Consider the following 21,405-nt stretch of genomic DNA (forward strand, 5'->3'; position numbering starts at 1 on the left):
ACTCTACTGAATTGTTGTTTTAAGAGGATTTCTGGTTACAAATTTGCGTAACCTCTTCGCAAAGCTCAATACCACTAATATCATATCTGTGAACGCATAGGCAATACCTGTTATTGTTAGCAGCATAAACTATTACCTTGCCTTTTCTAACAAATTTTATGGTTTCTACACGAATGTTATTAATGTCAATGCCTGTTACATCAGCTAGGCATGTGCTATATATTTCCAAGGCACATGCATAATCATTACACTCAAGAATTTCTTCAGGATCACAATAAACTGCATATACACTATCTCTAGTGATAAGCTCTGTTTTTAGGCTTGCTCCCTCAGCTTCCGGAATGTTTCTATACATGAACCTCGCCAATAGATTAGTTCTAAGTTTTATGGTATATAAAACATTACAAGCTATTCACTAAACGATACCTGTGGTTCTTCCTCGCTTAGATTTATGGAGATTGCAAATTGAAATATCGTGTCAAAAAATCTTCTTAAATATGCCACATGCGGTCTATACAAAACCAGCTTATTGATTTTAGTATTTCTAATATCTAGAATTTTTGCTACAACATGAGCTGCTATAGAATCTTCTATGATTGCTGCTCCCTCACCAATATCAGGTCTTAAAATGATTATTATAGGAAGAAGTAGTTTTTTAGCTTCTTCATCACTTAAGTAAGTTCTTAATTTCTCAAGTTCTGCTTTTTTGAATGTGTGTAAAGTTCCATCGCGAAGCTTAACACATGGAAACTCCATTTTTAATAATTCTTCTATTGGTATTCTCTGAATTGGTAAGTGTTTATTAACTATTCTTAATTCTAGTTCTAGTAATTTCTCAATTTTATAATCACTTGAAAACATTTTCATCCACAATATTATTTGTTTTAGTTACTTAAAATACTTTATTATGCGATTCTAAAATTTGGTTTATAGAACTAGAAACAATAAAATTTATTAACTTGGATTGCCTTTTTCTTAAAATAAGAGTTGAAGGTGTTAAACATGTCGGATATAATGATAGAAAAGAGAAGAAGAAAAAAGAGAAAGCTGATGATAACAGACAACAAGGTTGTTTTTAGAAAGAGGCTTGAGCATCAAGTTGAGTTATCGCCAGAGGTAAGTGAATGGGCCAAAGCAAATCTTGACCTACTTGACTGGCTTGTATTCGACTCTGCTATAGCTTCTTCCCTCAGACATCCTCATAGTGTAAGAACTTTAATATACCTTCTCTATGCTAGAGCCAATGGCATTCCAATAGCTCAAATAGCTAAAGCAATTGATGTTGCACATGAACAGCTTTATAGATTAGAGAGATTATTAAGCAGAGCAGGCATTAAAGACTTTGTATATAAGATGCTGAAGCCTCTACCAAAACAACAATAGCAATCACCATATAAAATCAAAAATAGTTTTTTACCTATTTTTATTCTTGATGTGTATTGGTGTATAGAAAATGTGTAGAGTTTACTATGAGTCGATAAGAATTTCAACAACCAAACAATTTGAATTAATAGATATAACAGATAATGTTGAGAAAATAGTTAGAAAAAGTGGCATTAAGAATGGTATTTGCCTTGTTTTTGCACCTCATGCTACAGCAGCTATTGTTGCCAACGAGAAAGAGCATGGGCTTATGAGTGACATCATAACATTTGTAAAAGAGCTTGTAAAGCCTGAAAGAGAATGGAGACATAATATCATAGATTCTAATGCTCATGCTCATATAGGCTCATCTGTTATAGGAGCTGATAGAGTTTTTCCAGTTGTTAATGGCGAACTTGTTAGAGGTACATGGCAAAACATATTCTTAGTTGAAATGGATGGGCCTAGAAGCTCTAGAAATATTATAGTTGTTGTTATTGGAGAGTAGGTTTCATAATAATATATAGGCTAAATAATTCCAAATTTAACTTGGGGGTTTAGGGTGGCAAAGGCAATAGTTTTATTAAATACTGATGTTGGTATGGAAGAAGAGGTTGTGAAACTATTATCACAAATTCCAGAGGTTAAAGAAGTTCATATAGTCTATGGAATATATGATGTTGTAGCTATTATCGAGGCTGAGAATTTTGATAAGCTAAGAAATGCTGTTATATCAAAAATTAGGAGATTGCCACACATCAAAGCCACAACAACACTAATTGTTGTTGAGAAGTAGGAATATATGTGTGGAGGAACTCGTTATGTTTTATTGACATAAACTTGTTATTATAAATTTTTTAGTCTTTTCCTCAAACATATTGCTAGAAGTGTTTTAGTGATATGTGATGAGTTTAATTAGCTATAATGACCTTATGGACATTGTACTTAAGTTGCATAAATGTTATAGACTTCAAGGAATTCTAGGCAGTGATGTGATAAGCAAAGTAGACTTTCTTACAAAACCATATGCCACACTAGCTATTGCAGTGGCTTTGCATGGTATTAATATTACTAAAAAACATGGTATAAGCTATAGCGATGTTGTTTCATTGCAAAGAAAAATAGCACATTTTTTGCTTAAGGCAGATAAAAATGAGGTTGAGTTTTTGGAGAAACTTGTAAGTTTAACTCCATCTAAGTTGGGCTTCGATGTTGCAACAGTTTCAAGAAGATGCTTGATAGATTATCAGAAAATTACTGATCTAATTAAGTTATTAAACATGCTGAAAGAGTCTATTTCTCTAGCTTCTCTTGCTTCGCAACAAACATTTACTGAGGTTCAGAAGAAGCCTAGAGTTATATGCTTAAGTAATACTGAAATGCTTCCACCATTGAATGTTATTGCAGAAAGCATTACAAGAATCATTTTAATGGATTTAGAAAATTCGAAAGAGATAAATGAAGATCCTTACTTCACACAATTAATGGATTCAATAAAGAGAAAGCTAAATGAATCAAAATTAACTAGCAACGATATTGCAGCTTTTTCACTTGTGCTAATAACTATTATGCGCCACTATAAGGATTCTCAAATATGTGTTGAACCAGGAATAGATGTAGAAACCCTGGCCAGAAAAATGTATAATGACTTAACATCTGTAAATGCCGATCCATCAAAATCGGACATTTATGCCATATATCAGGAAATAGCTTCTAGAAGTGTTATGAAGAGGTGATGTGGAATAAACTGGAAGGATAAGTTTTTGATCATTGCACATAGAGGTGCATCAGCCTACGCACCTGAAAACACATTAAAATCTTTTAGAAAAGCTTTGGAGATGCATGCAGATGCAATTGAGTTTGATATACGAAGAACTTTTGACAACATACCCGTGGTTGTTCATGATGAGGATTTGAAGAGAGTTGCGAATATAAATAAAAAGGTTTCTGAGCTTACATTGGAGGAGCTGAAAAGGATTAAGGTTTTTGGAGAAGAGAATATACCTACATTTGAAGAGGTTTTACAGGAATTTGGAAACAAGATTTTGATGTTTATCGAGATAAAGGATGAGGGACTTGAGGAAGCTGTTGTATCATTAATTAGCAAATACAACATTAAAGATAATTGCCTGGTAATATCATTTAACTACAATATTTTAAGGAAGATAAAAAGCCTGGATAGCAAATTAGAGATTGGGCTATTAACATATTCACATTCGATGCCAATAGACATTGCATTAAAAAGCAAGGCGTTTGCCATATTACCACGATTTAACACAATTACTCCTCGAATAGTTAAAGAAATACATTCAAAGAATCTAAAGGTTTACACATGGACTATCAACGATGTTTCAACAGCACTTAAAGTTATTGGTTTTGGTGTTGATGGAATAGCTACTGATGATCCTCACATAAAGAATTCCATATCAAAGCAAGTAACTCTGCAAAAGTTTTTTGATTGAATTCTTGGCTAGGTGATGAAACTCCACCCCTAATGAAGAGATGATAGAAATTCCTTTAACTGATTAAAAGAATTTCAAAGTTGTTCCAATACCTTTTTTAACAGCCTCACTATACACATACCAAGCTGTTATAGCATCTTGTATCGCTAAACCTGTTGATGTAAATACTGTAATTTCCTTCTCAGATTCCCTACCCTTCTTCAACCCAGCTACTATCTCCCCCAATTCAGCATATATTTCACTTGGTTCTAAAATACCCATAGATATTGGAACATTAATTTCCCCACTATGTATAGCCTGCTCATAGTCGTCAACAACAATTTTTGCTCTTTTCAAGATTCGTGGATCTAGCTCTTGTTTACCTGGAGCATCAGCACCCATAGCATTTATATGAACACCTTCTTCAATCCATTCATTTTTAACTATGGGACTTCTAGATGGAGTTGCTGTGACAATGACATTAGCTTCTTTAACAGCTTCATGAGGAGACTCAACAGCTTTTGCATCTAAACCTAATCCTTCTCTCAAACTTTGTGCAAGATTCTTTGCCTTTTCAGTAACAATATCATAAATCTTTACAGAGCTTATACTAACTACATACCTCAAACCTTCAACAGAATATGATGATACCATTCCAGCTCCTATAAGACCAACTGATGCCTCTTTCAATCCCCATAAATACTTTGTTGCTATAGCTGCTGCAGCACCTGTTCTATACCTTGTTATCACTGTTCCATCCATGATAGAAAGTGGTTTTCCAGATGAGGGATCTACTAATAGAATAACAGCCATTACAGTAGGTAGTCCATGTATTTGCGGATTCATGGGATGAGAATTAACTATCTTAACAGCTGCAACATCTAAAGTCTCTAGATATGCTGGCATTGTTCGTAAGTCTCCATTGTATTTTTTAAAGAATAGATAGGATTTAGGAGGCATTTGAACTTTTTTCAATCCCTTTTCTCTAAAAGCTATTTCAACTAATTCTATGACTTTCTTCATATCAATAACTTTTTCAATATCATTCGCACTTAGAAATAAAACATTAACCATTCCCAGCTTCACCATTGTTATTTGCTGTGCATGAAAATTATAAGTTTATATGGGTTAAAACACTAATATCGTAAGCTATAGCTTATGTCTATACAGAAACATAGTCTAGTTCATATCTATTTATAGATATTTTTACATTCTTTTTAAAGATTTTTGATATGAACATAGGCAAAAAATTCTCCAAAACATTCTTAATGTCGCTGATTTCTAATAGAGGAACTAATATGCCAGTTCTCGATTGAAGACCAAAAATATATCCCCCTACATCATTTAACATATTTGCTATAGAATTAATCCTAAGCTCTTTAGAGATGTTTTCATTAAACTCCATTATAAAAGCAATTGGAATTAACTCATTGTTTGCTGAAATATATTGAAATGAAATGAAACATTTAATATCATCTACATCCAAATCGACTAGAAAATGTATCATGTTATAGCCCAAGGTATTTGCTTCTTCAATAGCCATAAAAACTACTTCGTTTCTCTCTAAAAAACCTTGAAATAACTCTATAACTTCTTCAGGTTTCGTAAGATCTTCACCTATCCTTATAAAGTCTTTAAAGTAGATTTTTAGGCTATACAACAGCAAGCTATATTATTATTGAAGGTGCTGATTAGTGACTGCCGTAGATAAAGTTAGTGTAGATATTGTAAAGCATTTAGAGAAACTAACTCTTATACGATTTACTGAAGAGGAAAGAGAGAAGATTGAGAAAGAAGTTAGAAAGGTTATGGAGTTATTTAATGAGATAATGAAGGTTGAAGGTCTTGACAATATTGAGCCTCTATATCATGTAGTGGAGATAGAATTGCCTTTGAGAGATGATGAAGTGTTAGACAAAATTGATGAAAATCATGAGTTTCTTAAAGACAATGCCATATTAGAGAAAGACTATGTTAAGGCTCCTAAAACTGTTGGTGCATGAAATTGGGCAAACCCGTTAATATACCTGTCTATAAACTTGTTCATGAGTTTAGATCTGATCCATCAAAAGTCTTTGAATATATTGATTCTGTTTATGAAGTCATAAAAAAAGTTGAGGATAAGATAAAGTCATTTATTACTATTACCCCAATTGAAACTGTGTATAACTATGTTGATAATTTGATTAAGAGCAATAAACATAGAATTGATAGGTTAAAACTTTTTGGTGTACCTATAGCCATTAAGGATAACATTTCAACAAAAGGTATTAGAACAACATGTGCTTCGAAAATGCTTGAAAACTATGTTCCACCATATAATGCAACTGTTATCGAAAAGATAATGAATGAAGGAGGTGTAATAATAGGCAAAACAAATATGGATGAATTTGCAATGGGTTCAACAACCGAGACAAGTGCTTTTTATCCAACGAAAAATCCGTGGGATTTAACGAAAGTTCCTGGAGGATCATCTGGAGGTAGTGCTACTGCCATAGCTTCTGGTGAAGCTCCTCTTGCACTAGGCTCAGATACCGGTGGATCAATAAGAAATCCAGCTTCATTTTGTGGAGTCTATGGGTTAAAGCCAACTTATGGTCTTGTTAGTAGATATGGTTTGATAGCTTATGCTAGTAGCATGGATCAAATAGGTCCCATGGCCAGAAATGTAACAGATTTAGCAATGCTTCTAAATGTTATTGCAGGTTATGATCCTCGTGACTCAACTTCCGTACCAATAAAGCAAGGAGTTGATTATGTTGATGAACTTTATAAACTCTACTATAAAGAGCCTAAGCTTAGAATAGGCATTATCAAAGAATTTTTCGATGGTTCTGAAGAACCTGTTAGAAAAGCTGCTCTAAAAGCTGTAGATGTCTTGTGTTCTCATCATAAGTGTAGCGATATCTCATTGCCATTCCCTAGACAAATTATTGCATCGTATTACATAATTGCAATGGCTGAAGCAAGCTCAAATCTTGCTAGATTTGATGGTGTTAGATATGGCATTAAAATTAATTTGGATAATAAAAGCTGGGATGAGGCATTTGCTGAGGTTAGGACAAGAGGCTTTGGATACGAGGTTAAGAAAAGAATAGCTGTTGGTGCATACATATTGAGTGCTGGCTATAGAGACATGTACTATATTAGAGCTCTCAAGTTTAGAAGATTGCTCAAAGAGAAGTTCGATCAAATATTCAAATCATTTGATGTTGTTGTAAGTCCTACAATGCCTATCTTACCACCAAAACTTGGAGAATTTTTTGAAGATCCAATAAGGATTTACTTGGCAGATGTAAACACTGTTGTAGCTAACTTAATCGGTTCTCCAGCTATTAGTATTCCAATTGATTTTTACAATGGTCTTCCAATAGGTCTTCAAGCAATAGCTAAACAGTTTTCTGAGCCCATACTATTATACATAGCTAAGCAACTAGAGGATAGAACTGGTTTCAAAGACATTATCGCCTCTGTATAGGGGGGTGAAATTCACATGAGTAGTGACTTGAATTTGAAAACAATAATAGGTCTCGAAATTCATGTGCAATTAACAAAGTTAAAAACAAAGCTTTTTTGTGCAACATCAGCTGATTACAGAGGAGGTAAGCCAAATACTCATGTCTGCCCTGTTTGTTTAGGGCTTCCCGGGACATTACCTGTGGTAAATAGAAAGGCTATTGAATATGCCATAGCTGTTGCTAAAGCACTTAACTGTGAGATAAGCGATAAAATAATGTTTGTACGTAAACATTATTTCTATCCTGACCTTCCAAAGAATTATCAGATATCACAGTATATAGGACCTGGTTTTGAGTCTATAGCTAAAAACGGCTATGTTAAAATATCTGTTGATGGCAAATCAAAAATCGTGAGAATTAGAAGAATAAATGTTGAGGAGGATCCGGGTAGGATAGTGTATATTGGGAGTATTGAAAAAAGCCCCTATAGCCTGATAGACTATAATAGATCTGGTGTGGCTTTACTCGAAATTGTTACAGAACCTGATATTGAAAGCCCTAAAGAGGCTAGGGCATTTCTGGAAAAACTCATGGCAATACTAGAGTATCTAGGTGTTACAGATCCTGGACTAGAAGGTGCCTTTAGAGTTGATGCAAATATTTCTTTTGAGGGATTTGGCAGAGTTGAGGTTAAGAATATAGGATCAATAAAAGATGTTGAAAAGGCGTTAAACTATGAAATAATTAGACAGAAAAGAATAATTCTACAAGGTGGTAAAATAGAAAGGGAAACAAGACATTGGGATGCAGATAAAGGCATAACAATATCTTTAAGATCTAAAGAATTTGAAGAAGACTATAGATATTTTCCAGACCCCGATCTACCCCCACTAAAAATAAGCAAAGAATTCATAGAGAAAATTATAAGTTCTCTTCCAGAGCTACCAGATGAAAGAATAAGAAGGTTTTTGAAGCAATATGGTTTAGATGAGTATAGAGCAACCGTTCTAGTGTTAAACAAATGGCTTGCTGACTTTTTTGAAGAAGCTGCAAAGATTTATGGTAATTATAAGAAGCTTGCTGATTTACTAATAACAGATTTTCTGAGATGGATAAATGAATACAACATAGATTATAGAAAACTAAAGGTAAAACCAGAACATGTTGTGAAGATTCTAAAGCTATGGGATGATGGGATATTATCGGTAAAAATGGTTAAGGAAATACTGCCACATGTTGTGAGGGATGGTGTAGATGTTGAGGAATATATTAAGGAGCATGGATATATAAGAATAGTAGATAAAAACTATATACAAGAGGTGGTTGCTGAAGTATTCAATGAGAATCCAAAGGCTGTTCAGGACGCAATTGAGAATCCAAAGGCAATAAACTACTTAATAGGATTAGTTATGAAGAAGACAGGTGGAAAAGCCGATCCTCAAATTACTAGAGAGATTGTTTTAGAGATGCTTAATAAGAAGAGAGATACTGGATCATAGCGTGGGTTTTTCATCAATAATCAGATCTTAAAACCCTAATCATCTCCACAAATAATCACTGTTTTTAATTCTTAAAAACTTTATTTTAATTAGGTTTATAGCATTAACAACGTCAATTATGACTTCCCTCAGTTGACTATTCTCAACATCATCAATACTTATTATTTTCATACCAGAAAGTTTTATGTCAACGCATTTACTTGTTAAATCAATTATGTAGTTTATTTCACCTGCAATACCCTGTTTGCTATGCAAAAATTTTTTAGTGCTTCACAATCGCTAAGAATTATTGTTTCTTCAATACCTGCTAGCCCCCTCAGGACAACACCTATTACCTTATCATTTAAAACATCAACTATTAGAATTCTACTTTCTTTCTTTAAATGCATTTCTTAATGCCTCCTCAAATTTTTGTGAAAATTCCTCAACAAGTTTTTGTGCTTCATTTACAACTTCCTCAAAAACGTCTAGTGGATTTCTGCTTCCATCAGTTAATATGACAATTTCTGGATATGATGTTATTGGGTGTTCGAGAATATATGCTGCATAAACTACGCCAGGCTTTTTTATTGCTAATTTTGCTATTAAATTTGGTAGTGAGTGCTTATCCTCATCATAAATAACTATTCTTAGCTCTCTCTCTGTAAGTTTTTTCAGCTCAAGTCGAATTGACAAGTAAATCACCTTAAATATTATTGTAATATCTTAGACAAGGCTTTAATACCTAATCAAAGCTTAAATTTTTATTGAGTTATCAAAACCTTTTCCTCGATATAGTTTAACGCTTCTTGCCATGGAACTTTAAGCTCCATTTCATCACTAATGACATTGTTTTCTGAAAGCACATCTAAAATCTCATGAACATCAACATTGTAAAGGGTTATTGCTGTGATTATGAGTTTCTTTAGATTATGTGAATATCTCATATTAGATACTTTTTCCATTGCTTTTGCTATACGCTGAGCATACATTTGTATTGTTTCTAAATCAGTATCAGCATAAATCATAGCACCTCTTAATGTTACATTTGCTATTCCTTGTCTTTTAAGAACCTCAGCTAAAACATCTAGTGGTATTGTTTTACGAATTACTTTAGCTAATTGCTCAGCTGATATTCCATTCTTTGGATTAAGTGTTTTCAGCATTAGAAACTGGTTTATATAATCTCTAATCCTCTTCATAGCAGATTCAACAGCAGGCTCAAAGCCAATCACTCTAAAAATCAGCTTATTATGTTTAAATTCCGCAAACAATTCTACATCCAGGGAAAGATCCTCATCTATTTTTTCAAGAAGTTCTATACATAGGTTTCTCGATGTGCATGTATATGAAAACGTTCTTTCTATAAACACTTTGCTCATGAAATCACCTTCTGCTCGCAAATGCATAGTCCGGAACTATTTTTCTTGTTTCAATATTTCCACAGTTACTACATTTCAAAACCTCCTTGTCTTTTTCCTTTATTAACGGAGCTCCGCATTTAGAGCAGTAAGCAGCTATAACACCTAGCTTTGTATCCTTCATTGTAACTAGATATGGTATATAGCTATTGAGAATCTTAACCCTTACAACATCACCTAGTCTAACAGCTTCGTAAAGACTTTGAATTCTTGAATTAGATGCTTGTGAAACATGCAACACCCCCTTAAACTCATGCTTAAACACCTTGTTTATATCATACCCCAAGAGCTTGATCACAGCAATTTCATCTCTCATTTGCTTCACAACACCTATCACCACATCCCCATTCTTAGGCATTTTAACATCTTTTACCGGCTTTACATAAACCCTTCTGTTGATGAAATCAAATATGGGTTTTCCTATAACAGTTGCTCTAACCACACCATCTTCTACATATGTATTTGTGTATGGTATGAACTCCTCCTCTGCACACAAAAATTCTCCTGGCACCACAATCTTTTTGTTGTCTTTACTCATTCCCGTTACACCCTCACAATTTTTAAAGCTACAATAGGAAATCTGTAAACGTTTCTTCTGTGATGCACATATGTTGCATGAATTATCATCATATCTAAAAACAGTGGTAGCATCTTAAATGCATCTCCATATAGCTTGAGTTTATTCTCAACAATATTAAGTAACTTGTGAGAGTATTTATGTATTGTGTATATTGCTGCTGGTTTTATTTTCAAGGCGCTTTCTAGAAATACCATATCAATTCCACGTTTATAAACACCAAATGGTGGATTCATAACAACTGTATCCACACCTCTAAGATTCAACAATTCAACATCTGAACATAGGTAATTGATGTTAAAAGCATTTTTACTATCTAAAAAAGATTTTGCAGTAGAAAGCGCTTCACAATCAATATCAATACACATTACCTCTCTAGAGCCTAGAAGATATGCAGCATATGCAAATAAACCTGTTCCACAACCAAAATCTGCAACAATCTTATCCTTTATATCACCAGAAATATAAGCATGCCACATAACCTCACTAGCAATTCTACTATCACACACATATTGTTCTAGAAATTGTTTTGGCTTTGGAAACCTGGGTACGTTGCTCAATAATACCTCAAGCTCTTTCTTATTCTTTATAATCATTCCTTTACTACCATGGATACATGTATCTATTGAGATCTTTGTTAATAGCCATTAGAGCTTCTCCAACAGTTAAAACAGGTTTTTCATAATCTGTTAAATCAAATGCTATATAGGGACAAGAAACAACTACTATTGCATCAAACTTTTTCTCTGCATTTATATTATCTAGAAGGCTTCTATCAACTTTCAATGCTTTAACAACCAAATATTGTTTTCCATGCTCCTTCAATGCATTCGTCAAAAAGTTTATTAATTGTTGTCTATGCTGCCCATAGAAGCCATCTATAATAAGCCAGTTTTTAGCGTCAAAGGCTTCTCTAACTTTCCATAGTCTAACACGAAGAATCTTCTCAACATCTTTCTTAGGATCCCAAATACTGTTTATGTATGGATCTATACAAATTGTTTTTAAATAGCCATATCTGGCGTAGTTTCCCAATGCCTGTGCTATGCAATGAAACCTTCCACCAGCTATAACAACATCAATACCACAATCACTTGTTTCAGGCAGTAAACAACCAAGAATTATTCCTTTGAATTCAAATCTACAATTTTGCATATTTTTAACAATATTATGTATTTCCATTGAATGTTGAGCTGTTGTGGTAATGCATATTGGTTTAAAGCTTTCTCTACATATCTCATTTAGTAACATCTTAATTCTTTCTACATCAATTTTTCTATAGCCTCCTCTAACAAAAAGCGTTGGTGTTTTTGGTTTATATAGCGGATATTCTAGATGGCCCACATGAATTATTGCTTCAGCACTAAGTTCTGCTGCACTATAGTCATCAACTAGGCAAGAACCATATGAAGGGTTTTGAGATAGGTAAATCTCTATTTCATTACCAAACTTCTTTCTCAAAAAATCAACAATTAGAGAAACACATGTTTGCAACCCCTCTGGCAACTGTAAAACAATTTTCCTAGCTTTTCTATCTTCAATGAATTTAGCAATACTATCTAATTCAAAATCATAGTCATTACAAAAACTCATAGTATTGCTACTTCAACTTTCTTACTTCTATAGTACATTTAATTGGAAGTTTCGATGCTGCTCTTCTCAATGCCTCTTTTAAAATCTCTACGTGCTGCACCATACCCCTAACCTCTATTACCTCATCTAATGGCTCTACAACAGCTCCAACACCAACAGGTTTTCCAAATGCTCTTCTCATACCTTCTTGAAGTCTATCAGCACCTGCAAACGCCATCATTTTATGTTCTCTCAAAACCTGATGAGGATACTTCCTGATTACCAACATAAAGTTTTGTTCGCCAATTTCGGTACTTAAGAATTTGTGTGAAATAACTCTTGCAGCCTCTAAGGCATTGTGTCTCACAATTCCTTTTTCAATAGCTTTCAAAACTACTACTACTTCAGCATCAAGCTTTGTATTTCCCATTACAAACTTTGTTATTTTTGGAGGTGGAACGCCATGGATATATTCTTTTCTAGTATATGGAGGCTTTTTTTGATTAGTGTAGCATCTAGCTGGTTTTTGAGGCATTTTAAAAACCTCTTTAGCTCTGCCTCAGTATTTTGTTTGCCAACCTCCTTATAAATGTTACTAGAAAACCTATCTCAGCTTTTGATAATGGGGCTTTTCTCAGCAGTCTCTTGAATGTTAGTGAAAACATTTCATATTGTCTATCATCACTTGCAACAGCTTTTGCCAAGGCATCTATATATTTTTCAGCTATTTTCAAGCTATCTTCATCAGCTTTATCAATTTTTTCTGCAAGTGAAGCTTTCTTAATAGTTTTGTAGAGTTCATAAAGAACAATTGCAACAGCATGGCTAAGATTTAACACAGGGTATTCAGGATTTGAAGCAATATGCACAAGAAGATTGCACTTCGAAATTTCTTCTCTTGTTAAACCAACGCTTTCTCTTCCAAAAACCACGGCAATGCTTGTATAAGACTGTGCTATTTTAACAAAGTCTTGTAACTCAATGGCTTTTCTAAGCACATCACCACTTCTAGTATCTATAACAGCTGATGTACAAGCAGATATGCCAACATCTTTTAAACTATCTTCAATACTTTGATAAATCCTGACTTTACCACTAAAAAGATAATCAACACCATTTGCTGCAAATCTCTTGACCTCATCAGAAAACACATTGATTTGAGGAGATACAACAGCAAGCTCATCAACATCAAAATTCTTGCAAAGTCTTACAATAAATCCTAGATTGACCTCCCCCTCAATTCCTACAACAACAACCTTAAGCATCTTAAATACTCACCATGCATTCAACTGAGCATATTGTTTCAAAAAAGAAATTTTTACACATGTGAACATCTATAGACAAACATTTACTTTCCATAACATAAAAAATTTTCTCCATGTTCTGCAGACTCGACAAAACAAATAGTATTGAGCACTTGGATTTACACTTATTTATAGAATCCTTAAAGAATTTACTCCAAATTGAAAAGCCATTAGCTCCACCACTCCATGCCTTTGAAATCCATGAACCAGAGTCTTCCACAGGTAGATAAGGAGGGTTAAACACCACCATGTTTGCTATTGAATCACGAAAGCATGTTAAGGAATCACACTGAACAATATCTAAATACATATCTAAGTTGTTGAGTTTAGCAGAGCTCCAAGAACTTTTCATTGCACAAGGTGAAATATCTGTGGCTATTGCATAAACGTTGTTAAACTTGGTTAAAATTGTTTTAACTAGGCTAATTATTATGTAGCTTGTGCCTGACCCTATTTCAATAACAATAATATCCTTGTTTTCTAGTCTAGATAAAACCTCTTTAGCTGTATCAGTAAGAATGTATGTATCATCAGAAGGCTCATAAACTTCTTCATTCAAAGCTATTTTTATGTTGTTAATCACTACAATGCCTAGCTCTTTTGCTTTGCAAGTGTATAAACTATCTTCTCCAATTCCTCTACCGATAACTGATAAACTCTCTTTCCCCATACCTCTTTTAACCCATTAAAATATTCAACAACATTTCCATCCAGACATTTAGTTAGTGCTTTACTAATAACCTTTCTTCTAAAGGAAAATAAGCATTTGACTACATTTTCAAAAAGCTTTGAAAAGTCATCATAAACACGCTTGCGTTTGAGAATAACTACTGCAGAGTGAACCTCTGGTTTTGGATAAAACTTGTTTAGAGATATTGTTTTAAGGTACTTAACATGGAACAGATGCTGCAAAAACACAGTTAATTTTCCATAGTTTCTGCTACCAGGTTTGGAAATAATTCTTTCAGCAACTTCTTTTTGTACAGTTACCAAGGCTATATCCGCATTTCCTTTAGCAATTGTTACCAGAAGTTGTGATGTTATATGGTAAGGCAAATTGCCTACAACAGCATTACAGTCTCTTATACTATTCAAGATAAGTTTAGCATCTCCTATGATAAAGTCAATGTTTGGAAAATCGTCTTGCAATTCCTTCAAAAAATCAGTAAATTGCTTATCTATTTCTATAGAAACAACAACCTTGTCACTATTCTCAAGTGCTAAGAATATCGATAAATTTCCTATACCAGCACCAATTTCTATAATACATGGGGTATTTACTGCTTCATTTTTAATTGTTGTAGCAATGTATTTAAGCTCGTTTAAATCGATTAAGAATGTTTGACTTAGTCTCTTTTTTATTTTTACTCCTTTCTCAGATAAGACTTTTTTTAGCCATTCTATAAAATCATGTCTAGACGCAAAATCTTTAATATTTTTTACCATGGCTCACTATATCCAATTCTTCTATATAGCAATTCTAAATAGTTGAGAAACTTGTATTCTGGTGATGGAGGGTAGGGCTCGACAAACAGATAATACCTCTCAATTCTTTGCAATTCAGTTATAATTCTATCAACAAAAAGTTTAACAGGATCTGATATCTTCAATCTCTTTTTAACATCTTCAAAATTTGTGAAAAGGCTTTTTCTTCTCTCCTCTAAAATCATACTCAAAGTCTTTTTTCCTATGCCAGGCAATAGCTCTAGACTATGCAACCTTATATTTATTGGTTCAGCAACATTGAAAAATTCTACAAAGACCCTCTCCTTCTCCTCAACAATTCTAGTAATAACCTTGCCTAAGTTTTCCTTAGCAATGGTAGTTAAATCCTCATACAACAACCTCTCAAATACTCTCAGCCCTGGCCTATCAGGTGCTGAGGAAATGGGAACTCTCTCACCAATTGCTAAAACCTGACTTCTGCCAGGCACAATCTCAACAAGAGAAAAATACTTTGTGCCAATACCCTGGGCTATGGGCATTGTTCTATGATGGGCATGCTTATCATATGGATTGCCCATTGGCATGTAATCAAGGATAATGGCAAATTCATCAGGAACTATTTGAAATCTTTTGTATCGAGGTTTCATAGATTCAAAGCCTGCTTATCAAACATTAAATAGCTATTCTTTACAATTATTTAAAATCATATCAATAATTGTTTTCAGTACATCATCATCTGGAATTTTCTCCTCGAAAACTAGAAGAGTTCTAAGTTCATCAATAGATTTAGGAACAATGTTGAGAATCATAGATATTGTTACTTCTTTAAAACCAAGCTTTTTCAATTCATTATACATATAATCTATTTTCTCATAATCACACTTCTCCACTTTATCCAAGTATTCAAGTGTTACCTTAACAATTTCAGAAACCCCACCTCTAAGATTTGCAACATATTTTTCAAGAATTTTCTTAGCTAATGAATTGGGAATATCATGATACTCTATAATTTCATATGACATAAACCAATCCCCAGCTAACATCATATAAAGACTTCTTATCTATATTATGTAGAAACTACTTTTTCAAAAGCTTTAACAAAGCCACTCTTTGCTCTCTTCTTATCTTTGAAATTTCAGCAAGCTTCTTTAGCAATTCATTAACTCTTTCTTTAACATCAAATGCAGGTCTTACATGTTCAGGTAACAAGAAAAGCTTCTTCACCTTTGACCCAACCTCTACCTCAACTATTAAAGCTCTACCTCTAAACCCAACTACCTTACCCACTTTTCCAATGTATCTTCTATGCGGCATTCCACCATGTATTGCCGGATCAACATCTATGTAAACCTTGTCACCAACTTTATAATCAATAAGTATTTTACTTAGTGAAGGAACTGCTCCCCTCTCCCTAATACTTTTTCTCATTAACTTTCTTGTTCTATGCCTTAATCCTCGTGGTGCTTTAACCATAGTTTAAACAACCTGCAAAAATCTTCAACTACATTAAGACTATTTGAATACCCTTATATATATTCATGAACATATATAACATCGAGCATTAAACACTGCAACTCAGTATTTAGATAACTTGAAAAACTTGGTGTTGTTCTGCCACCATCTCCGGTTATCAACTCCTTTACGTATAAACCACCATCACATTTTATTATCGCGGCAAACACATGTGGCGAAATATACAATGTTTTTACTTGATACACAACTTTATTGCGAAGTCTATCAGGTTTCCTTCTAAGAATACGTGTTGGAGTTCTTTGCACAATCATCCTGTTGTTAAAGAATTCCTCAAGCATATGCAATTTTTCTGGCTCGACCTCTTGTTGAGAATATATCAAAGCTCTATATATTTTATAAGTTAGGCTACCAGGACCTTTCAGCCTTGAAACAAACTCTCTTCTAACCTTCATCTCCATTTCAAATTGTATCCATGGAGTAAAAGAATTGAGTACTTTATTCAGAGACTCTATATTAATATTGCTATTTTGAGGAGATTTATATTCTATCACCAAAGGCCTTCCACTAAGAACTCTGACATCAACATCCTCTCTGCCACCAATATGCAAAACAACATCAGAAGCCTTAACATAGCTTAGAGAATGTTTCACAACATCTTCAACTGATAGATGATATCTCCTTTCTCCACTTTTCCTAATCCATACATTTTGCGATATTAATCTACCAAGCTTTCTGTATTTGCCATATAGGAAAAGTGATCTAATCTCCTCTTTCACAGTATTGTTAATCAAATCAATTATGTATGTAACATGAGGATTCTCAAAATCAACTTTAATATTTGTCAGGCTTTGAACTCTTTTTCCAATCTCTCTTTTAATTTCCCTTTTGATGCTTTCCCAATAGGGTATGTGGTATTCTTTCACAATATTACTTTCTCTCTCAAGCACATCATCTGCAATGATAACGCCTATAAGAAAACTCCTAACATTCTTCTCCTTCACAAGTTTTGCAACAGTTTCTGAAAAGGTGATAATAATGTTATCTAGTTGATCTCCACATATGTAGCAACTTGGAAAAGCCTGTGGATAATCCATTCCCAGTTCTTTGAAAAAATCTTTAAAATTTAGCTTACTATTTAACACAACCTTTCTTAAGATATCTAATGATTTTGAATCTCCACTCAAAACTCTTCTATGCAAATCTAGTATCGTTGCTATTTTTAGTGCTTTGCCTCTTTCATTGTTTCCAAGACCTTTACCAAGATGTGCAAAAAGCCTTCCTAAGCATCTATCACATAGCGGATACTTCTCCAGTATCTTAGCTACAGTATCTATAATGTTTTCCACATTTTTCCCCATTTAATGCCTTATTGTTCTTGACTTATCTTCGCTAAATCAATTCCAAATTTCTTAAATAATGTCTTTCTTCTTTTAATATTCTTTATCATTGTATTTACAAGCTCATAGTATTTTAACAGCTCCTTAACATCTTCAATTGTTGTTCCAGATCCTATAGCTATTTTCACCATTCTATTCTTATCAATAATACTTGGGTTTCTGAGCTCTTCATAAGTCATGGAATCTATTATAGCTAACCACTTTCTCATTTTTTCTTCTGTTATCTTCATTTGCTTATCATCTATTGGCATCATGGAGAGACCAGGTATTAGCTGAACTATTTTTGCTAGTGGGCCAAGTTTTCTCATTGTCTGTAATTGAAGGTATATATCAGCTAAGGTGATTTTGCCTGTTGACAGGGCTTTTGCAAATCTTTTCTCAACTTCCTCGCTATGCTCAATGGACTTGAGCTTCTCTATTAACGTAGATATATCTCCGAGACCCAGCAATCTACCAACGAATCTTCTAGGCTCAAAAACCTCTATCTCTGGAATCTTTTCACCTACTCCAATAAACTTTATTATTGCTTTTGTTGCTGCAACAGCTGATAAAGCTCCACCACCTTTTGCTGTTCCATCAAGTTTTGTTATTGTTATTGAGCCTATGGGGGTTGCGCTATGAAATCTAAGTGCGAGTTCATAGGCTTTCTGTCCCATTGAAGCATCTAGAATCATCATTATTTCATCAGGGTTAACAGATTTTGCTATTTCCTGCATCTCCTTTAACAATGCTTCTTCTTCTCCATAACCATGTCTACCAGCAGTATCTATAATCACAATGTTGGAGTTTTGATTTATACACCACTCAGTGCATTTCTTAGCAATATTCACAGCATCTGTTGACTTTTGTTCTCCGCAAAATGGAACATCTATTTGCTTGCTCAACTGACTAAGCTGGTCATAAGCAGCTGGTCTATATGTGTCAGCACATACAAGACATGGTCTATACCCATATCTTTTGTAGAAATACGCTATTTTAGCAGCTGTTGTTGTTTTTCCTGAGCCTTGAACTCCAACAAGCATTATTATGTAGGGTGTTTTTTGTGGAAATACCTGTGGTTTTACATCTCCTCCAAATAGATTTGATAATTCATCATATACTATTTTAATGAACCATTCGTTTCTAGAAACAAGTGGAGGTGGTTTTTCCTTTAAAGCTCGTTCTCTAATAGAATTTGTTAATTGCAGAACAAGCTTAACATTTACATCTGCTCTTAGAAGAGTTTTTTGAAGTTCCTTAATAAAATTTTCAACAGCAACTTCATAAGGGTCTTTTCCACGTAAAAAATCTACCACAAGTTTTTTTAAAGAATCTAGTACTGTGCTCATTTTACAATCCTATCGCTATTTACCTAACCCTGACTATAAATCTTCTTCCCATGGCACTCCAATACTCAACCTCAACTCCTGGAGCTATCTTAGATCTTACTCCTTCATCTGTTGGCATGTCGACTTCAAAAGTTTCAAACGTTTCTGTATCCATCACCTGTACTTTATCAGCTAGAACAGCTACAACTTGCCCAATTCTCTTATCTATTATTGGCACTTCAACTCTTTGATCAGCCGGGCCTACAAGAGTTTTTCTAGCACCCGTAAATATGCTTATCGCTACCAAATGAACCTTTGCACTACCATGCTTACCTGTCTTAGCTCTTGAAATTTCTACTACTCTACAAGGCTCTCCATCTATAACCACGTAACTACCCTCTTTTAAATCTCCAAGCTCTGCATAGTCTACGCTCATAAAACCACCAAAACATGTTATATTGCATAGAGATATAAACTCTTCGCTTAGTTAATAAGATTTTGTGAAGCTATAGTGATTTAAAGATGAATTTAAAAGAAATTAGGAAATCTATTGAAAGTCTCATAGACAAGGATAGTGTTGATGTAGATGTTGTATATGATCTTTATGTAGAGTTTGTTAAGGAAATGTCTAAGAATATAAGCCATAAATATAAAGATGTTGATGCATGGAATATTGAAATGCTTGACGAGGCTGTGGATCTCATCTGTGATTATTTAAATGGTAGTAGCAAAGTTATAGAGGTTTGGGATGCTATATGGGATGCTAAAATTGATAAAAGGAAAATTAGTGGTGATGTTGTGCTAAAGTTTTTAGATGTTGTGAAAATGGCTGAGAAACTCTATGGAGTCTAGCAAAAAAGTTGATGAAGTTCTAAAAGATTTGATAGAGTTTACCACATTTTGTTTTGATTATTCTGCTGCAAATAGTATCTCCAAAAACTTTCGCATAATGTTGTTTCCTTCTTTCAAGAGTTGGACAAAGATTATGCTCTATCCTGCTATACACGAAACTGCTTTAACAAAGGTTTTCAGCAAACTAAAAACTATTGGCTCAGGTGTACTAGCTGGGTGGTTGTGGGGTGGTAGATTTATGCCATCACCACATTTCTACAACTTTGTGAAAAGTTTTACCAACAGTATTGGATGTGCTATTGTTGCTAAAACTCAAGGTGTTAAAGCATTTCTTTATGGCAATGATCTTTTGTTAGCCTCATTCGAAAAAGCCTTGCCCCCTGTTTCAAAAGGTAAACCTGTTGCAGTTCTAGATTCTGAAGACTATATGGCTATTGGTATAGGCATAGCTTTGTTTGAGTTAAGGGAAATTGAAATGCTTTTAAAAAGTGGAAAAATGCTTACTCCAATAGTTAAAAATGTTTTTGATTTGGGAATGCATATACGTGATGAAGAATTCTTTTACTAAATAAAGCTTTTTAGTCTTAGAAAGAAATACTATAGCCTTCAAAAGTGTAGGTGATTAAAAAGTGTTTTGCCCAAAATGCGGAACTCTACTTGTGTTTGACAAGGTTAAGAGAGTATATAGATGCCCAAAATGTGGTTACGAAGCTAGCAATTTAGGAAATAGAATCGTTATGTCAAAAGCCATATTACATAATGAGAAAGAGAAACTAACAGTTGTTGATTCATCTCAAGTTTCAGCACCTCCAACAGCAACACTTGTAAAAGGACATGTAAGATGTCCAAAATGTGGCAATGAAGAAGTATATGCATGGCAAATGCAAACAAGAGCAGCTGATGAACCACCAACAACATTTTATAAATGCACTAAATGCGGTCACACCTGGAGAGAATACTAGCATAGCGGCTATAGCACAACCATAGTAAATATTTGAAAAAGCTAATAACCCCAACCACAAACAAAAAGTTTATTTAGAAATAAAAGGGCCCGTCGTCTAGTCTGGTTAGGACGCCGCCCTTACAAGGCGGAGGTCCGGGGTTCAAATCCCCGCGGGCCCACTAATACAATAGATCTTGAACCAATTCTAATTACTCAATCAACAAAGCTACAAACAGTTAATTGGTTTTTACTTCATCACATGTTTTCAATCACAAAAAGAAATGTTTATACACAACAAAATTACTTTCCCACAGTATCGATAAAATTACAACAGTTCTTAACATATGATTCAAATCTATAACCTGTTAGCTTGT

At 34.0% G+C, this 21,405-nt stretch carries 32 protein-coding genes and 1 tRNA gene; 12 read left to right on the forward strand and 21 right to left on the reverse strand.

What is annotated here, in order from left to right; all coding sequences use genetic code 11:
- Positions 1-19: 19 nt before the first annotated feature.
- Positions 20-355, reverse strand: a complete 336-nt coding sequence (locus tag QPL79_RS08900; protein ID WP_285274467.1) for a hypothetical protein — start codon at positions 353-355, stop codon at positions 20-22.
- Positions 356-408: 53 nt separating this feature from the next.
- Positions 409-861: a DUF61 family protein gene (locus QPL79_RS08905; protein ID WP_285274468.1), complete on the reverse strand. Its 453-nt coding sequence runs from the start codon at positions 859-861 to the stop codon at positions 409-411.
- Between the two features lie 141 nt (positions 862-1,002).
- Between QPL79_RS08905 and QPL79_RS08910 the strand changes: the two genes are divergently transcribed.
- From QPL79_RS08910 to QPL79_RS08930, 5 genes are all read left to right on the forward strand, one after another.
- The gene (locus tag QPL79_RS08910; RefSeq protein WP_285274469.1) at positions 1,003-1,383 is read left to right on the forward strand and encodes a helix-turn-helix domain-containing protein; all 381 of its coding nucleotides are present in this window, start codon (positions 1,003-1,005) and stop codon (positions 1,381-1,383) included.
- A 70-nt stretch (positions 1,384-1,453) separates the two neighbouring features.
- Positions 1,454-1,870: a secondary thiamine-phosphate synthase enzyme YjbQ gene (locus QPL79_RS08915; RefSeq protein ID WP_285274470.1), complete on the forward strand. Its 417-nt coding sequence runs from the start codon at positions 1,454-1,456 to the stop codon at positions 1,868-1,870.
- Positions 1,871-1,924: 54 nt separating this feature from the next.
- On the forward strand, positions 1,925-2,158 hold the full coding sequence (locus QPL79_RS08920) for an Lrp/AsnC family transcriptional regulator (RefSeq protein WP_285274471.1): 234 nt from the start codon (positions 1,925-1,927) through the stop codon (positions 2,156-2,158).
- 109 nt (positions 2,159-2,267) lie between these two features.
- On the forward strand, positions 2,268-3,098 hold the full coding sequence (locus QPL79_RS08925; RefSeq protein ID WP_285274472.1) for a hypothetical protein: 831 nt from the start codon (positions 2,268-2,270) through the stop codon (positions 3,096-3,098).
- 27 nt (positions 3,099-3,125) lie between these two features.
- Complete coding sequence (locus QPL79_RS08930; RefSeq protein WP_285274473.1) at positions 3,126-3,824, forward strand: glycerophosphodiester phosphodiesterase; 699 nt, start codon at positions 3,126-3,128, stop codon at positions 3,822-3,824.
- A gap of 63 nt (positions 3,825-3,887) precedes the next feature.
- On the opposite strand, the gene ala is transcribed toward QPL79_RS08930, so the two are convergent.
- Positions 3,888-4,877 carry an alanine dehydrogenase gene (gene ala / locus QPL79_RS08935; RefSeq protein WP_285274474.1) on the reverse strand — a complete coding sequence of 330 codons (990 nt, stop codon included), beginning with the start codon at positions 4,875-4,877 and terminating at the stop codon, positions 3,888-3,890.
- A gap of 88 nt (positions 4,878-4,965) precedes the next feature.
- Positions 4,966-5,463: a hypothetical protein gene (locus tag QPL79_RS08940; RefSeq protein WP_285274475.1), complete on the reverse strand. Its 498-nt coding sequence runs from the start codon at positions 5,461-5,463 to the stop codon at positions 4,966-4,968.
- A 34-nt stretch (positions 5,464-5,497) separates the two neighbouring features.
- Between QPL79_RS08940 and gatC the strand changes: the two genes are divergently transcribed.
- Genes gatC through gatB form a run of 3 tightly spaced genes read left to right on the forward strand, consistent with a single transcriptional unit; the run spans position 5,498 to position 8,760 of the window.
- Positions 5,498-5,806, forward strand: coding sequence for an Asp-tRNA(Asn)/Glu-tRNA(Gln) amidotransferase subunit GatC (gatC, locus tag QPL79_RS08945; protein WP_285274476.1), 309 nt, complete (start codon positions 5,498-5,500; stop codon positions 5,804-5,806).
- Positions 5,803-7,281, forward strand: coding sequence for an Asp-tRNA(Asn)/Glu-tRNA(Gln) amidotransferase subunit GatA (gene gatA, locus QPL79_RS08950; RefSeq protein WP_285274477.1), 1,479 nt, complete (start codon positions 5,803-5,805; stop codon positions 7,279-7,281). Before gatC ends, gatA begins: the two co-directional genes overlap by 4 nt.
- A 15-nt stretch (positions 7,282-7,296) precedes the next feature.
- The gene (gene gatB / locus QPL79_RS08955) at positions 7,297-8,760 is read left to right on the forward strand and encodes an Asp-tRNA(Asn)/Glu-tRNA(Gln) amidotransferase subunit GatB (protein WP_285274478.1); all 1,464 of its coding nucleotides are present in this window, start codon (positions 7,297-7,299) and stop codon (positions 8,758-8,760) included.
- 39 nt (positions 8,761-8,799) lie between these two features.
- Here the strand turns inward: gatB and QPL79_RS08960 are convergent, their stop codons facing one another.
- The 17 genes from QPL79_RS08960 to QPL79_RS09040 form a co-directional block, all read right to left on the reverse strand.
- The gene (locus tag QPL79_RS08960; RefSeq protein ID WP_285274479.1) at positions 8,800-9,015 is read right to left on the reverse strand and encodes a hypothetical protein; all 216 of its coding nucleotides are present in this window, start codon (positions 9,013-9,015) and stop codon (positions 8,800-8,802) included.
- On the reverse strand, positions 8,982-9,149 hold the full coding sequence (locus QPL79_RS08965; protein WP_285274480.1) for a hypothetical protein: 168 nt from the start codon (positions 9,147-9,149) through the stop codon (positions 8,982-8,984). The genes QPL79_RS08960 and QPL79_RS08965 overlap by 34 nt, the downstream gene beginning before the upstream one ends.
- Positions 9,127-9,435 carry an RpoL/Rpb11 RNA polymerase subunit family protein gene (locus QPL79_RS08970; RefSeq protein WP_285274481.1) on the reverse strand — a complete coding sequence of 103 codons (309 nt, stop codon included), beginning with the start codon at positions 9,433-9,435 and terminating at the stop codon, positions 9,127-9,129. The genes QPL79_RS08965 and QPL79_RS08970 overlap by 23 nt, the downstream gene beginning before the upstream one ends.
- A gap of 68 nt (positions 9,436-9,503) precedes the next feature.
- Positions 9,504-10,121, reverse strand: coding sequence for a DUF2067 family protein (locus QPL79_RS08975; protein WP_285274482.1), 618 nt, complete (start codon positions 10,119-10,121; stop codon positions 9,504-9,506).
- Between the two features lie 4 nt (positions 10,122-10,125).
- Positions 10,126-10,698 carry an exosome complex RNA-binding protein Csl4 gene (locus QPL79_RS08980; RefSeq protein ID WP_285274483.1) on the reverse strand — a complete coding sequence of 191 codons (573 nt, stop codon included), beginning with the start codon at positions 10,696-10,698 and terminating at the stop codon, positions 10,126-10,128.
- A gap of 5 nt (positions 10,699-10,703) precedes the next feature.
- On the reverse strand, positions 10,704-11,333 hold the full coding sequence (locus QPL79_RS08985) for an METTL5 family protein (protein WP_285274484.1): 630 nt from the start codon (positions 11,331-11,333) through the stop codon (positions 10,704-10,706).
- A 7-nt stretch (positions 11,334-11,340) separates the two neighbouring features.
- Positions 11,341-12,330 carry a 2-(3-amino-3-carboxypropyl)histidine synthase subunit 1/2 gene (locus QPL79_RS08990; protein ID WP_285274485.1) on the reverse strand — a complete coding sequence of 330 codons (990 nt, stop codon included), beginning with the start codon at positions 12,328-12,330 and terminating at the stop codon, positions 11,341-11,343.
- Between the two features lie 7 nt (positions 12,331-12,337).
- A complete protein-coding gene (locus QPL79_RS08995; protein WP_285274486.1) occupies positions 12,338-12,844 on the reverse strand; it encodes a 50S ribosomal protein L16 in 507 nt (168 codons plus the stop codon).
- Positions 12,845-12,857: 13 nt separating this feature from the next.
- A complete protein-coding gene (locus QPL79_RS09000; RefSeq protein ID WP_285274487.1) occupies positions 12,858-13,574 on the reverse strand; it encodes an RNA methyltransferase in 717 nt (238 codons plus the stop codon).
- A 1-nt stretch (position 13,575) separates the two neighbouring features.
- The gene (locus QPL79_RS09005; protein ID WP_285274488.1) at positions 13,576-14,283 is read right to left on the reverse strand and encodes a HemK2/MTQ2 family protein methyltransferase; all 708 of its coding nucleotides are present in this window, start codon (positions 14,281-14,283) and stop codon (positions 13,576-13,578) included.
- Positions 14,205-15,059 (reverse strand): 16S rRNA (adenine(1518)-N(6)/adenine(1519)-N(6))-dimethyltransferase RsmA, encoded by an 855-nt coding sequence (gene rsmA / locus QPL79_RS09010; RefSeq protein WP_285274489.1) that lies wholly within the window; start codon positions 15,057-15,059, stop codon positions 14,205-14,207. Before rsmA ends, QPL79_RS09005 begins: the two co-directional genes overlap by 79 nt.
- Positions 15,053-15,706 (reverse strand): DUF655 domain-containing protein, encoded by a 654-nt coding sequence (locus QPL79_RS09015; protein WP_285274490.1) that lies wholly within the window; start codon positions 15,704-15,706, stop codon positions 15,053-15,055. Before QPL79_RS09015 ends, rsmA begins: the two co-directional genes overlap by 7 nt.
- A 33-nt stretch (positions 15,707-15,739) precedes the next feature.
- Positions 15,740-16,081, reverse strand: coding sequence for a hypothetical protein (locus QPL79_RS09020; protein ID WP_285274491.1), 342 nt, complete (start codon positions 16,079-16,081; stop codon positions 15,740-15,742).
- Between the two features lie 55 nt (positions 16,082-16,136).
- Entirely contained in the window at positions 16,137-16,532 is a 396-nt protein-coding gene (locus QPL79_RS09025) for a 50S ribosomal protein L21e (RefSeq protein ID WP_285274492.1), read from the reverse strand.
- Between the two features lie 53 nt (positions 16,533-16,585).
- Positions 16,586-17,878, reverse strand: a complete 1,293-nt coding sequence (locus QPL79_RS09030) for a tRNA pseudouridine(54/55) synthase Pus10 (protein ID WP_285274493.1) — start codon at positions 17,876-17,878, stop codon at positions 16,586-16,588.
- Positions 17,879-17,898: 20 nt separating this feature from the next.
- Entirely contained in the window at positions 17,899-19,257 is a 1,359-nt protein-coding gene (locus QPL79_RS09035) for a signal recognition particle protein Srp54 (protein WP_285274494.1), read from the reverse strand.
- A 19-nt stretch (positions 19,258-19,276) separates the two neighbouring features.
- Complete coding sequence (locus QPL79_RS09040; protein WP_285274495.1) at positions 19,277-19,672, reverse strand: translation initiation factor IF-5A; 396 nt, start codon at positions 19,670-19,672, stop codon at positions 19,277-19,279.
- Between the two features lie 86 nt (positions 19,673-19,758).
- On the opposite strand from QPL79_RS09040, the gene QPL79_RS09045 reads away from it, so the two are divergent.
- From QPL79_RS09045 to QPL79_RS09060, 4 genes are all read left to right on the forward strand, one after another.
- Complete coding sequence (locus QPL79_RS09045) at positions 19,759-20,088, forward strand: hypothetical protein (RefSeq protein WP_285274496.1); 330 nt, start codon at positions 19,759-19,761, stop codon at positions 20,086-20,088.
- Entirely contained in the window at positions 20,078-20,656 is a 579-nt protein-coding gene (locus tag QPL79_RS09050; RefSeq protein WP_285274497.1) for a hypothetical protein, read from the forward strand. The genes QPL79_RS09045 and QPL79_RS09050 overlap by 11 nt, the downstream gene beginning before the upstream one ends.
- Before the next feature lie 61 nt (positions 20,657-20,717).
- Positions 20,718-21,050 carry a transcription factor S gene (locus QPL79_RS09055; RefSeq protein WP_285274498.1) on the forward strand — a complete coding sequence of 111 codons (333 nt, stop codon included), beginning with the start codon at positions 20,718-20,720 and terminating at the stop codon, positions 21,048-21,050.
- An 85-nt stretch (positions 21,051-21,135) separates the two neighbouring features.
- Positions 21,136-21,210 (forward strand) — tRNA-Val (locus QPL79_RS09060).
- Positions 21,211-21,405 lie beyond the last annotated feature (195 nt).

This window comes from Ignisphaera cupida (genome assembly GCF_030186535.1).
Taxonomy (GTDB): Archaea; Thermoproteota; Thermoprotei_A; order Sulfolobales; family Ignisphaeraceae; genus Ignisphaera; species Ignisphaera cupida.